The organism is Streptomyces sp. GL_140, assembly GCF_057834465.1.
In genome coordinates this window covers 8,201,634-8,215,826 of record NZ_CM174404.1, presented here as the reverse complement: position 1 = coordinate 8,215,826, position 14,193 = coordinate 8,201,634, and the positions used below count along the sequence as shown (strand labels likewise).

Below are 14,193 nucleotides of genomic sequence, written 5' to 3'. Positions count from 1 at the left end.
AGGCCGGATCAGCGGTCGCTCAGCCGGCCGAGCTCGTTGTCGATGAACGCGAGGACTTCGTCGGCGGTGGCGGATTCGATCCGCTCCGCGACATGGGCGGATTCGCCGTCCTCGTCGTCGGCACGCCACTTCTCCAGGAGATGGCGCAGCCGCAGGGACACTGCCGTGCGGGTCTGGACGTCGGGCTCGGCCGCCGTCAACGCGGCGTCCACCCGGTCGAGTTCCGCAAGGAGCGCGGACTGCTCGTCCCCACTGTCCCCTTGGTCCGGGAGCAGGGCGGCCAGCAGGTGCCCGGCCAGGGCATTGGGCGTCGGATAGTCGAAGACGAGGGTGGCGGGCAGCCGTAGTCCGGTGACGGCCGTGAGCCCGTTGCGCAGTTCCAGCGCGGTGAGGGAGTCGACTCCGAGGTCCTTGAACTCCCGCTCGGCATCCACGGCTTGCGCGGATGCGTGCCGCAGCACGTTCGCCGCCTCGGCCTGTACGAGTTCCCGTACGTGCCGCAGCCGATCCGCTTCGCGCAGTTCCCGCAGCCGGGCAGCCAGCATGTCCTGGGTGCCGGCCGCAGGGCCGCCGCCAGCGGCGGCCTGCCGCTTGGCGCTCCTGACGAGCCCGCGCAGCAGCGGGGGCACTTCACCGCGCATCCGGGGCCCGCCCGTGCCGGACATCCGACCGAGGGGGACGAGGTGGGCGGTGTCGGTGGCCATGGCCGCGTCGAGGAGGGCCAGCCCCTGCTCGACGGAGAGCGGCGGGACACCGGAGGAAGCAATCCGCTGCCGGTCGGCCTCGGACAGGGTCGCGGTCATACCGCCCGTGGGCGCCCAGGCACCCCACGCGAGGGACTGGGCCGGCAGGCCCTGAGCACGGCGGTGTGCGGCGAGAGCGTCCAGGAACACGTTCGCGGCCGCGTAGTTGCCCTGCCCGGCCGAGCCCATCACACCCGATATCGAGGAGAAGAGGACGAACGCCGAGAGGTCCATGGCCCGGGTCAGCTCGTGCAGGTTCCAGGCCGCGTCCACCTTCGGGCGCAGGACCTTCGAGAGCCGATCAGCCGTCAGAGAGGTCACCACACCGTCGTCGAGCACGCCGGCGGTGTGGATCACCGCCGACAGCTCCACCCCGGCCAGCACGCCGGACAGCGCGTCCCGGTCGGCTGCATCGCACGCGACGACCGAGACCTCCGCACCGGCGGCGGCCAGCTCGTCCCGCAACTCCACCGCACCCGGAGCATCCAGCCCCCGACGCGACACCAGCAAGAGGCTCCGCACCCCATGGACGGCCACCAGATGCCGGGCCACCTCACGGCCCAGACCACCCGTACCACCCGTCACCAGGACCGTGCCGTCCCCCAACTGGACCTCCACCAGGCCCACGTCGCGACCCAGCCGGGCCAGCCGGCCCACGTGCACCACGCCATCACGGACCAGCACCTGCGACTCACCCGCCGCGAGCACCTCCGCCACCGGCAGCTCGCCACCGCCCTCGATGTCCACCAGCAGGAACCGCCCCGGGTTCTCCGACTCCGCCGCCCGCACCAGACCCCACACCGCGGCACCCGCCAGATCGGCCCCCGACACCGCGCCCCGCGTCAGAACGACCAGACGCGAACCCTCCGGCTGCTCCCCCGCCAGCCACTCCTGCACTGCACCGAGAACCTGGGCCGTGGCCTCGTGCACCGCCTTCGGCGACTCGCCACCGGGCACCGGGAAGACCGTGAGCGGCACGTTCTCGCTTCGGGCGGTCGTCTGCGTCTCCGTCGACACCATCCACTCCAGGCACAGCAGCCCCTCGCGACCCGGTGTGACCCCCACCGGCAGTACCGGTGCCCCGAGAGCAACCTCCGCCACCGACAGCACCGGCTCGCCCTCGGCATCCACGAGCTCGACCGCCAGCAGGTCCTCGGCGGTCGGCACGATCCGCGCCCTGACCACCGATGCGCCCGCCGCATGCAGCGAAACGCCCCGCCAGGACACGGGCGCCAACTCCCGCTCCCCCACGACCGCCCGTAACACTTCGGCGAGCAACGCCGGATGCAGACCGTAGAGGCCCGCCGCCTCGCCGCGGCCCGGCAGGGCGGCGTCCACGACCAGGCCGCCGTCGCCGGTCGGACTCGCGGCGGTCGCCTCGGGCGTCAGCCGTCCGGTGGCGTGGCAGGACCACGGTCCGTCGGGTGTCTCCTCGGGGCGCGAGTAGCACCCGACCGTACGAGCACCGGTGCCGTCCGGAACACCGACCGTCACCTGGACGACCACGGCGCCCGTCTCGGGCAGGACGAGCGGCTGGGCGGTGAGGGCGAGTTCCGCGATGTGCTCGCAGCCGGCCTGTTCACCGGCCCTCAGCACCATCTCCAGCAGCCCCTCACTCGGGAAGACCGCAGGCCCGCCGGTGAGTCCGTCCGCCAGCCAGGGCAGCGCCGCCAGGGCCAGGCGGCCGGTGAGCAGCAGGCTCCCGCCGGAGTCGGCGGGAGCCACCGCCGCGCCCAGGAGGGCGTGCCCGGTCGGGGCGAGGCCGACGCCCGACACGTCGCTCGTGCGGACGGCCGGAACGGGCCAGTACCGGTCGCGCTGGAAGGCGTACGTCGGCAGGTCCACCCGTCGGGCGCCCGTACCGTCGTACAGGCGCGTCCAGTCCACCGCCACGCCCGCACAGGAGAGTCGCGCCAGCCCCTCGACGAGCGTGCTCTCCTCCTCCCGTCCCTTGCGCAGCACCGGGGAGAACACGACGTCCGCAGAGCCCTCCCCGCCCAGGACCTCCTGGGCGAGGGCGGTCAGCACGCCGTCCGGGCCGAGCTCGACGAAGGCCGTCGCACCCGCCGTGTGCAGGGTGCGTACGTCATCGGCGAACCGCACGGTCTCGCGGACGTGCCGCACCCAGTACTCCGGGTCGCACACCTGCTCCGCGCCGGCGCCCAGTGCGATCCGCGGGGCCGAGAAGGACAGCCCCGACACCACGGCACGGAACTCGTCGAGCATCGGGTTCATCAGCGGGGAGTGGAAGGCGTGCGAGACCCGCAGTCGGGTGACCTTGCGGCCCATGCTGCCGAAGTGCGCGGCGATCTTCTCTACGGTGTCCTCGGTGCCGGAGACGACCAATGAGGTCGGACTGTTGATGGCGGCGATGGATATGAACTCACCGAGCAGTGGCTGGACTTCGTACTCCGTGGCCTGGACCGCGAGCATTGCACCGCCCTCCGGCAGCGCCTCCATCAGCCGACCACGAGCCGCGACCAACGCACACGCGTCCGCCAGCGACAACACCCCCGCCACATGCGCGGCCGCAATCTCACCCACCGAATGCCCCGCCACAAAGTCCGGCCTCACACCCAACGACTCCACCAACCGGAACAACGCCACCTCGACCGCGAACAACGCCGACTGCGCGAACCCAGTCCGGTCCAACGCCTCGCCGTCCCCACCCCACACCACATCCCGCACCGGCACGCCCAACGCGCCACACACCGCATCGAACGCCGCCGCGAACACCGGGAAACGGGCATACAGCTCCCGCCCCATCCCCAACCGCTGCGAACCCTGCCCCGAAAACAGCACCGCCAACGACCGCTCACGCGCGACCCCCCGAGCGATCTCGGCACCGCCCACCAGCACCGCCCGATGCGCGAACCGCGCCCGGGAAGCCGCCAGCGAGAAGCCCACGTCCAACCGGGAATCCGTCACCGCGGCCATGCGCTCCAGCTGCGCGTCCAGCGCCGCCTCCGACTTCCCCGACACCACCCAGGGCGCCACGGTCCGCACATCCGACGGTTGGGCTGCCGCTTCGACCGCCTGCTCCAGGATGACGTGCGCATTGGTGCCGCTGAGTCCGAACGAGGAGACACCCGCCCGCCAAGGCCGGCCCGCATCGGGCCAGGCCGTGGCCTCGGTGAGGAGGCTGATGGAGCCTGCCGACCAGTCGACGTGGCTGGACGGCGCATCCACGTGCAAGGTGCGCGGCAGCACGCCCGCCCGCATCGCCATCACCATCTTGATCACACCCGCCACACCGGCAGCCGCCTGCGTGTGTCCGATGTTCGACTTCACCGAGCCGAGCAGGAGCGGAGGCCGACCGGCCTCCCCCCGCTCCCGGCCGTACGTGGCCAGCAGCGCCTGCGCCTCGATCGGGTCACCCAACGGCGTACCCGTACCGTGCCCCTCCACCACATCCACATCAGCCGCAGACAGACCGGCCGCCGCCAAAGCCTGCCGGATCACCCGCTGCTGCGACGGACCGTTCGGCGCGGTCAGACCGTTCGACGCACCGTCCTGATTCACCGCAGAGCTACGAATCACGGCCAGTACCTCGTGACCATGACGGCGGGCGTCCGAGAGCCGCTCCAGGACCAGCACGCCCACACCCTCCGACCAGCCCGTACCGTCCGCCGCATCCGCGAACGCCTTGCACCGCCCGTCACCCGCCAGCCCGCCCTGCCGACTGAAGCCGAGGAAGCTCATCGGCGTGGACAGGACGGTCACACCACCGGCCAGGGCGAGTGAGGACTCTCCGCTGCGCAGCGACTGGGCGGCCAGGTGCATGGCGACGAGGGAGGAGGAACAGGCGGTGTCGACGGTCACGGCCGGGCCTTCCAGCCCGAAGGCGTACGACACCCGCCCGGAGATCACGCTGTTCGCCAGACCCGTGCTGGCGTGGCCCTCCACGTCCTCGCGCGAGTTCATGACGAGCGAGGCGTAGTCCTGCCCGGTGGTGCCCACGAAGACGCCGGTCCGGCTGCCGCGCAGCCGCGACGGGTCGATGCCGGCGCGCTCGAAGGCCTCCCAGGACGTCTCCAGCAGCAGCCGCTGCTGGGGGTCCATGGCGAGGGCCTCGCGCGGCGAGATCCCGAAGAACGCGGCGTCGAAGTCGCCGAGCGCGGAGAGGAATCCGCCGCGCCGGGTCGCGCTCGTTCCCCGGTTGCCGGGGGCGCTGTCACCGAAGAGGGCGGCCAGGTCCCAGCCTCGGTCGGTGGGGAAGTCGGTCATCCCTTCCCGGCCGTCCAGAAGCATCTCGAACAGTGCCTCCGGGGTGTACACGCCGCCGGGCATCCGGCATGCCATGCCGACGATCGCGATCGGATCGTCGGCGTCCGGCGCCGCGGGCGCGGCCTCGTCCACGGCCTGGTGCTCGTCGAGCAGTTCGGCCAGGAGGTGGGCGGCGAGCACGCTCGTGGTGGGGTAGTCGAAGACGAGGGTGGCGGGCAGCCGCAGGCCGGTGACCTGGCCCAGCCGGTTGCGGAGTTCCAGCGCGGTCAGGGAGTCGACGCCCAGGTCCTTGAACTCCCGTTCCGGATCGAGCGCCGTGACCGAGGTATGTCCGAGCACTCCGGCGACTTCAGTACGTACGAGGTCCAGCACGTGCCGGAGCCGCTCGGCCCGGGCCAGGCCGCCGAGCCGCAACCCGAGCGCGCCGGCGGTCGTCGACACGGCCATCCGGCGGGCGCCCTTGAACAGCCCGCGGAACAGCGGGGGCACTTCAATGCCCGGGCGCTGTTCGGTCCCGAGGCGGCCTAGGGGCACGAGGTGGGCCACGTCGGTGGCCATCGCCGCGTCGAGGAGGGCCAGCCCCTGCTCGACGGAGAGCGGCGGGACACCGGAGGAAGCAATCCGCTGCCGGTCGGCCTCGGACAGGGTCGCGGTCATACCGCCCGTGGGCGCCCAGGCACCCCATGCGAGGGACTGGGCCGGCAGACCCTGAGCACGGCGGTGTGCGGCGAGAGCGTCCAGGAACACGTTCGCGGCCGCGTAGTTGCCCTGCCCGGCCGAGCCCATCACACCCGATATCGACGAGAAGAGGACGAACGCCGAGAGGTCCATGGCCCGGGTCAGCTCCTGCAGGTTCCAGGCCGCGTCCACCTTCGGACGCAGGACCTTCGAGATCCGATCGGCCGTCAGAGAGGTCACCACACCGTCGTCGAGCACGCCTGCGGTGTGGATCACCGCCGACAACTCCACCCCGGCCAGCACGCCGGACAGCGCGTCCCGGTCGGCTGCATCGCACGCGACGACCGAGACCTCCGCACCGGCGGCGGCCAGCTCATCCCGCAACTCCACCGCACCCGGAGCATCCAACCCCCGACGCGACACCAACAGCAGACTCCGCACCCCATGAACGGCCACCAGATGCCGGGCCACCTCACGACCCAGACCCCCCGTACCACCCGTCACCAGCACGGTCCCGTCACCCAACGGGGACTCCACAACACCGAGCAAGGAGTTCAACCGGGCCAGGCGGCCCACGTGCACCACGCCATCACGGATCCGTACGTGCGACTCGCCCGCCGCGAGCACCTCCGCGACCGGCAGCTCGCCGCCGCCCTCAATGTCCACCAACAGGAACCGGCCCGGGTTCTCCGACTCCGCTGCACGCACCAGACCCGAGACGGCGGCACCCGCCAGGTCGCCCCGCACCACGACCACCAGGCGGGCATCCGTCGGCCGGTCCTGCGCCAGCCACTCCTGCAGCGCACCCAGCACGCCGGCACAGGCTTCGTGCACCGCCTCGGCCGTCTCACCGCCCTCGACACGCAGAACCGACAGCGCCGGCTCATCAACGGCGGAGGCCGCCGACACCTCGGCCGGAATCCACTCCAGACACAGCAGCCCCTCCCGCCCCGGCACTCCCCCCGCCGGCAGCACCGGAGTCCCGAGGAGCAACTCCTCGACCGTCAGTACCGGTCCGCCTTCGGCGTCCACCAGCACCAGCGAAGCCGCGTCCTCCGCCGTACGGCCGATCCGCGCCCGCACCACCGACGCACCCGCCGCATGCAGCGAAACCCCCCGCCAGGAGACGGGCACCAACTCCCGCTCCCCCGCGACCTCCCGCACCACCTCGGCCAGCAACGCCGGATGCAGACCAAACCGATCGGCCTCCCGCGCCACCCCACCCGACAACGTGAACTCCGCCTCGGAACCGACGACGTCAGTCGTCGGCTGGTCGGTGACGGCAGCGGGAGCAAGTACGCCCGTCGCGTGCTCCGTCCAAGTCCCGCCATCCACCCGTGAGAAGAAGGCGACCGTACGGGCACCAGACTGGTCGGGCTCCCCCACCCTGACCTGGACAATGACGCTGCCGTCCAAGGGCAGGGACAGGGGTGCGGTGTGCACCAGGCGTTCCACGCGGTCGCAGCCGACGTGGTCTCCGACGCGGAGAGCGAGTTCCAGCAGACCTGTCGCCGGTGTCGTCTGCCCCACCAGCCACGGCTGGGAGTGGGTGGAGAGGCGGCTCGTGAAAACCACGCCTTCCGACTGGGCGAGCGGAAGGACCGCCCCGAGCATGGGGTGTGCGTCGGCGATCAGTCCGGCCGCGGTGACGTCACCGGCATCCGGAGTGAGTGCCGGCCAGTAGCGCTCGTGCTGGAAGGCGTACGTCGGCAGGTCCACCCGCCGGGCACCCGTACCGTCGTGCAGGCGCTCCCACTCGACCCCCACACCTGCGCAGTACAACTTCGCCAGGCCCTCGACGAGCGACCTCTCCTCGTCCCGGCCCTTGCGCAGCACCGGGACCGCGACCACGGCCTCCACGCTCAACTGCGCCAGCGCGCACAGACTTCCGTCCGGGCCGAGCTCGAGGAAGGTGTCCACACCCTGCCCGGCCAGCGAACGCACCGCATCGGCGAACCGTACGGACTCCCGCACGTGCCGCACCCAGTACTCCGGGTCACACACCAGATCGGCATCAGCCGCCAGCGCGATCTCCGGCGCCGAAAACGTCAGCCCCGACACCACCGCACGGAACTCATCCAACATCGGGTCCATCAGCGGGGAATGGAAAGCATGCGAAACCCGCAGCCGCGTGACCTTGCGACCCAACCCCTCGAAATGAACCCGCACAGCCTCCACCGCATCCCGCGCACCCGAGACCACCACAGCAGACGGACCGTTGACAGCGGCGATGGACACGAACTCACCGAGCAGCGACTGGACTTCGTACTCCGTGGCCTGGACCGCGAACATTGCACCGCCCTCCGGCAGCGCCTCCATCAGCCGACCACGAGCCGCGACCAACGCACACGCGTCCACCAGCGACAACACCCCCGCCACATGCGCGGCCGCAATCTCACCCACCGAATGCCCGGCCACAAAGTCCGGCCTCACACCCAACGACTCCACCAACCGGAACAACGCCACCTCGACCGCGAACAACGCCGACTGCGCGAACCCGGTCCGGTCCAACGCCTCGCCGTCCCCACCCCACACCACATCCCGCACCGGCACGTCCAACCCGCCACACACCGCATCGAACGCCGCCGCGAACACCGGGAAGCGCCCGTACAACTCCCGCCCCATCCCCAACCGCTGCGAACCCTGCCCCGAAAACAGCACCGCTAGCGACCGCTCGCGCGCGACCCCCCGAGCGATCTCGACCCCGTCCACCAACACCGCCCGATGCGCGAACCGCGCCCGGGAAGCCGCCAGCGAGAAGCCCACGTCCAACCGGGAATCCGTCACCGCGGCCATGCGCTCCAGCTGCGCGTCCAGCGCCGCCTCCGACTTCCCCGACACCACCCACGGGGCGAGCACTGCCGCGTCCGAGGGGACAGGGGCAACCCCGGCCGGGCCTTCCTCCAGCACCACGTGCGCGTTCGTGCCACTGATCCCGAACGAGGACACGCCCGCCCGGCGCGGACGGTCGCCGGCCGGCCATTCGGCAGCCTCCGTGAGCAGCCGTACGTCGCCCGCGGACCAGTCGACGTGCCGCGACGGCGCGTCCACGTGGAGGGTGCGCGGCAGCACGCCCGCCCGCATCGCCATCACCATCTTGATCACACCCGCCACACCGGCAGCCGCCTGCGTGTGTCCGATGTTCGACTTCACCGAGCCGAGCAGGAGCGGAGGCCGACCGGCCTCCCCCCGCTCCCGGCCGTACGTGGCCAGCAGCGCCTGCGCCTCGATCGGGTCACCCAACGGCGTACCCGTACCGTGCCCCTCCACCACATCCACATCAGCCGCAGACAGACCGGCCGCCGCCAAAGCCTGCCGGATCACCCGCTGCTGCGACGGACCGTTCGGCGCGGTGAAACCGTTGCTGGCGCCGTCCTGGTTCACGGCGGAGCCGCGGACGACGCCGAGCACGTGCCTCCCGTTGCGCAGGGCGTCCGACAGGCGCTCCAGGACCAGTACGCCCACACCCTCCGACCAGCCCGTACCGTCCGCCGCATCCGCAAACGCCTTGCACCGCCCGTCACCGGCCAGGCCACCCTGTCGGCTGAACTCCATCAGGGAGCCGGGCGTGGACATGATGTTCACGCCGCCGGCCAGGGCGAGCGAGCATTCGCCGGCCCGCAGGGCCCGGACGGCCCAGTGCAGGGAGACCAGGGACGAGGAGCAGGCGGTGTCCACGGTCACCGCGGGGCCTTCCAGGCCCAGTTGGTAGGCGAGTCGGCCGGAGACGGCGCTGGCCGCGATGCCGGTGCCGATGTCCCCGGTGGCATCGTCGAGGGACCGGACGAGGAGGTAGGCGTAGTCCTGGCCGTTGGTGCCCATGAACACGCCGGTCCGGCTGCCGCGCAGCCGCGACGGGTCGATGCCGGCGCGCTCGAAGGCCTCCCAGGACATCTCCAGCAGCAGCCGCTGCTGGGGGTCCATGGTCACGGCCTCCCGTGGCGAGATGCCGAAGAAGTCCGCGTCGAAGCCGGCCACGTCGTCGAGGAATCCGCCGCCCCGGCTCACGCCGTGGCCGCGCGCGTCGACTCCGGCGCCGCGCAGGGCGTCGAGGTCCCAGCCCCGGTCGGCCGGGAAGTCCGACATGGCATCGGTTCCGGCCGCCACCAGGTCCCACAGGTCCTCGGGCGAGTGGACCCCGCCCGGGTAGCGGCAGCTCATCGCCACGATGGCGATGGGTTCCGTGGCGGCGGCGACCAGGCTCAGGTTCTGGCGCCGCAGCCGCTCGGTCTCCTTCATCGAGGAGCGGAGCGCTTCGACGACCTTGTCGTGGGGCGTGGGCATGGCCATGTTCTGCTCCGTCAGCTCCGTCAGCTCCATCGGTCCTGCGGTTCGTCGCGGTGGGCCGGTGCGGATGAGGGGTTGGATGTCGGGTCGGACGTCCGGTCCGATGTCGGGTCGGATGCGGGAGTGTTCAGGGCTGCCCGGACCAGTGCGTCCAGGTCCATCGCGTCGATGGAGTCGGCGTACGCGGCTGCCTCTGCCTCGCCCGCCCCGTCGGCGGGCTGTTCGCCCCGGCCGGGTTCGGCGGCCAGCTTCAGCAGCGGCTCCAGTACACCGATGCGGCGCAGCTGTTCCACGGACACGGAGGCCAGGAGGGCCCGGAGCCGTGCCTGGTCCACGTCCTGCGGCTCGGCGGTGTCGCCGGACGCCGCCGGGTCCAGCTTTCGGGCGATGTGCTCGGCGAGCTCGGCCGGGGTGGGGTGGTCGAAGACGAGGGTGGCGGAGAACTCCAGGCCGGTGGCAGCGGTGAGTTGGTTGCGCAGTTCCACGGATCCGAGGGAGTCGAAGCCCAGGTCACGGAACGCCTTCTCCGCGCCCACCGCTTCGGTTCCGGTGAGGCCGAGGACCTCGGCGGCCCGGGTCCGTACGAGGTGGAGCACGGCGACCCCTCGCCGGCCCGCGGGCAGTGCGGCCAGTTCGGCGCGCTGCTGCGGCACCGACGCCACCGCTACGGGGGCGGCCCCGGCAGAAGCTTCGTAGGGTACGGGAAGGCCGCTGAGCAGCCTGCTCGGGCGTACGGACGTGAAGGCGCGTACGAACCGGCCGGGGTCCACGTCGGAGATGACGGTGGTCGCCTCGGGCCCCATCACGGCGCGGCGCAGCGCCGTGACTGCCAGGTCCGGATCCAGGGGCCGGATGCCGGCCCGGTGGGCGGCTCCGGTCGCCCGGTCGGCGGCCGCCATGCCCGCACCGCCCCAGGCTCCCCAGGCGACGGAGGTGGCGGCGAGGCCGCGGGAACGGCGCTGCTCGGCGAGGGCGTCGAGGACGGCGTTGGCCGCCGCGTAGTTGCCCTGGCCGGGGTTGCCGACGGCTGCCGAGGCGGAGGAGAAGAGGGCGAATACCGACAGGTCCAGGTCCCGGGTGAGCTCGTCGAGGAGCAGCGCGGAGGTGACCTTGGCGTGGAAGACGGCGGTGAACCGGTCCGGGGTGAGGTTGTCGATGACCGCGTCGTCGACAACGCCGGCGGCGTGGACGACCGCGGTCAGCGGTGCGTGGTCCGGGATGGCGGCGAGGACGCCGGTCAGGGCCTGTCGGTCGGCGGCGTCACAGGCGGTGAGGGTGACCTCGGCGCCCGCTTCGGCCAGATCGGCGCGCAGGGCGGTGGCGCCGGCGGCGTCCGGGCCCCTGCGGCTGAGCAGGATCAGGTGGCGGGCTCCGGCGGCGGCGAGGCGGCGGGCGACGTGTGCGCCCAGGGCTCCGGTGCCGCCGGTGATGAGGACGGTGCCTTCCGGGTCCCAGGTACGGGCCGGAGGCGGGACGGGGGTACGGTCGGCCGTCATCGGGCTCAGGCGGCGGCCGTGGAGCGCACCGGTTCGGACGGCGACCTGGTCCTCCCCGTCCGGTGCGGCGAGGAAGCCGGTGAGCCTGCCGAGGGCCGCGGGTTCGGTGTGGAGGTCGGCCGGGAGGTCGATGAGACCGCCCCACCGCTGCGGGTGTTCGAGGGCGGCGACCCGGCCGAGGCCCCAGACGGCGGCCTGGGGCAGGCCCGGTACGGGTTCGCCGGGGCTGACCGCGACCGCGCCCCGGGTGACGCACCACAAGGGAGCGTTCAGGCCGGCGTCGCCGAGGGCCTGGAGGAGGGTTGCCGTCAGTGCTACGCCCTGTGGTACCTCGCCCGCCTCTTCGAGGGCGAGCAGGGAGACGATGCCCGTGAACGGTCCGCCCGAGGCGGCGGCGAGCTCGTGCAGTCGCTTCGCCATCCGTTCCCGGCCCGCGTCGGCATCGGCATCGGCGTCCGGGGCGACCTCGTAGCGGACGGTGTCCGGGCCGAGGTGGCCGAGGAGGGCCACCGTCCAGGGGTCGTCCGCGTGTGCTTCGGGGAGGACGACGAGCCAGGTCCCGGCGAGCGGGACGGTGCGGCTCGGGGTCCCGGAGAGCGGCTGCCAGGTGATGTGCTGCCGCCAGCCGTCCACGGTGGTCTCCTCGGCGCGCCGGTGCCTCCATTCGTCGAGGGCGGGCAGCACCTTGGACAGCGCCTCGCTGTCGACGTCGAGGGCGCCGGCGAGCGAGTCGAGGGGCTCGGAGCGCACGGCGCTCCAGAAGGCGTCGTCCGTGCCGGTGTCGGTGGCGACGGCCGCCGTGGCGATGGCCGGGCCCGTGTGGGCCCAGTACCGCCGGCGCTGGAAGGCGTACGTCGGCAGCGGCACCCGGCGGGCTCCGGTGCCGGTGAAGACGGACGGCCAGTGGAGCGCGCAGCCCTCGACGTGCAGCCTGGCGACCGCGGCGAGGAGGGTGTCCTGCTCGCCGCGCCCCTTGCGCAGGGCCGGTACGGCGGTCACGGAGGGGGCGCCCGGCCCGCCGTCGGTGTCCTGCGCCAGAGCGGACAGGGTGGCGTCCGGGCCGAGTTCGAGGAAGCGGGTGACGCCGCGGGCGGCGAGGGTCCGCAGCCCGTCGCCGAACCGGACGGTCTCCCGGACGTGCCGCGCCCAGTAGTCGGGGGTGCACACCAGCTCGGCGTCGGCCGGTTCCCCGGTCAGGTTCGACACGAGGGGCAGGCTCGGGGCGGTGTAGGTGATGCCCCGGGCCACCCGTGCGAAGTCGTCGAGCATGGCGTCCATGTGCACGGAGTGAAATGCATGGCTGACCCGCAAACGCCTAGTCTTGCGGCCCGCGTCCGCGAAGCCCCGGGCGATCCGGGCCACGGCGGCCTCGTCGCCGGCGATGACGACGGCCCGGGGGCCGTTCACCGCCGCCACCGACACCCCTTCGGCACCGGATTCGGCCTCGGCTTCGGCGAGGCGTTCGCGCACCTCGTCCTCGGTCGCCTGCAGGGCGGCCATCGCGCCTCCCGTGGGCAGTGCGGCCATCAGCCGAGCCCGGGCGGTCACCAGGGTGACGGCGTCGTCGAGGGAGAACACGCCCGCCACGTGGGCGGCGGCGATCTCGCCGATGGAGTGCCCGGCCACGAAGTCGGGGCGCAGGCCCCAGGATTCGACGAGCCGGTAGAGGGCCACCTCGAGGGCGAACAGTGCGGGCTGGGTGTAGTCGGTGCGGTCGAGCAGGGCGGCCTCCGGGGTGCCCTCCTCGGCGAACAGCATTTCGCGCAGCGGCCGGTCCAGCTCCAGGTCGAACCGGGCGGTCACCTCGTCGAGGGCCTGCGCGAACACGGGCTGCCGGGCGTGGAGTTCGCGGCCCGCGCCGGGGCGCTGGGCGCCCTGGCCGGAGAAGAGGAAGGCGGTCTTGCGGCTGTGGGCGGCGGCATCGCCGCGCAGCAGGTGGGGCCCGGTGCGGCCGTCGGCGAGGGCCGCGAGCCCGGCGAGGAGTTCGTCGCGGTCGCCGACGAGGACGGCGGCCCGGTGGTCGAAGGCGGACCGGGTGGTGGCGAGGGAGTAGCCGAGGTCGGTGACCGAGAGGGAGGGCCGCTCGGTGACGTGGGCGTGCAGGCGGGCGGCCTGGGTCCGCAGCGCCTCGGGGGTGGTGGCCGAGAGGGGTACGGGGATGCGTACGGCCGTCGTACCCGCGCCGACGGCCGGTTCCGGCAACTGTCGTGCGTCGGTGAGGGTGAGGGGTTCGTCGTGCACGGGGTCGGTCGCCTGTTCCAGGATGACGTGGGCGTTGGTGCCGCTGGCGCCGAAGGAGGAGATGCCTGCGCGGCGCGGGCGGCCGGTGTGCGGCCAGGAGGTCGCCTCGGTGAGGAGGTCCACCGCCCCGGCCGTCCAGTCGACGTGCGAGGAGGGCGTGTCCAGGTGGAGGGTCTTAGGCAGGACGCCGTACCGCATCGCCATGATCATCTTGATCACTCCGGCGACGCCCGAGGCGGCCTGCGTGTGCCCGATGTTGGACTTGACCGCCCCGAGGAGCAGCGGCCGCTCCGCGTCCCGGCCCCGGCCGTAGGTTGCCAGCAGGGCCTGCGCCTCGATCGGGTCGCCCAGCTTGGTGCCGGTGCCGTGCGCCTCGACGGCGTCCACTTCGGCGGCGGTGAGCCGGGCGTTGGCCAGGGCGCGCCGGATGACGCGCCGCTGGGAGGGGCCGTTCGGCGCGGTGAGGCCGTTGCTCGCGCCGTCCTGGTTGACGGCGGAGCCGCGCAGGACGGCCAGTACGT

At 72.7% G+C, this 14,193-nt stretch carries 1 protein-coding gene and 2 pseudogenes (1 of these 3 cut by a window edge); all 3 read right to left on the bottom strand.

Going from position 1 to position 14,193, the window contains the following annotated elements:
- Positions 1-8 precede the first annotated feature (8 nt).
- Positions 9-191: pseudogene (locus AC3IYJ_RS38065) on the bottom strand (hypothetical protein); the annotation flags it as partial.
- 101 nt (positions 192-292) lie between these two features.
- Positions 293-9,953: pseudogene (locus tag AC3IYJ_RS38060) on the bottom strand (SDR family NAD(P)-dependent oxidoreductase); the annotation flags it as partial.
- Positions 9,954-9,958: 5 nt separating this feature from the next.
- A protein-coding gene (locus AC3IYJ_RS38055) for a type I polyketide synthase (RefSeq protein ID WP_489399071.1) crosses the window boundary here: on the bottom strand, positions 9,959-14,193 show its final stretch. It continues 24,535 nt past the right edge of the window; 4,235 of the gene's 28,770 nt are visible here — the last part of the coding sequence; its start codon lies beyond the right edge, outside the window; its stop codon occupies positions 9,959-9,961.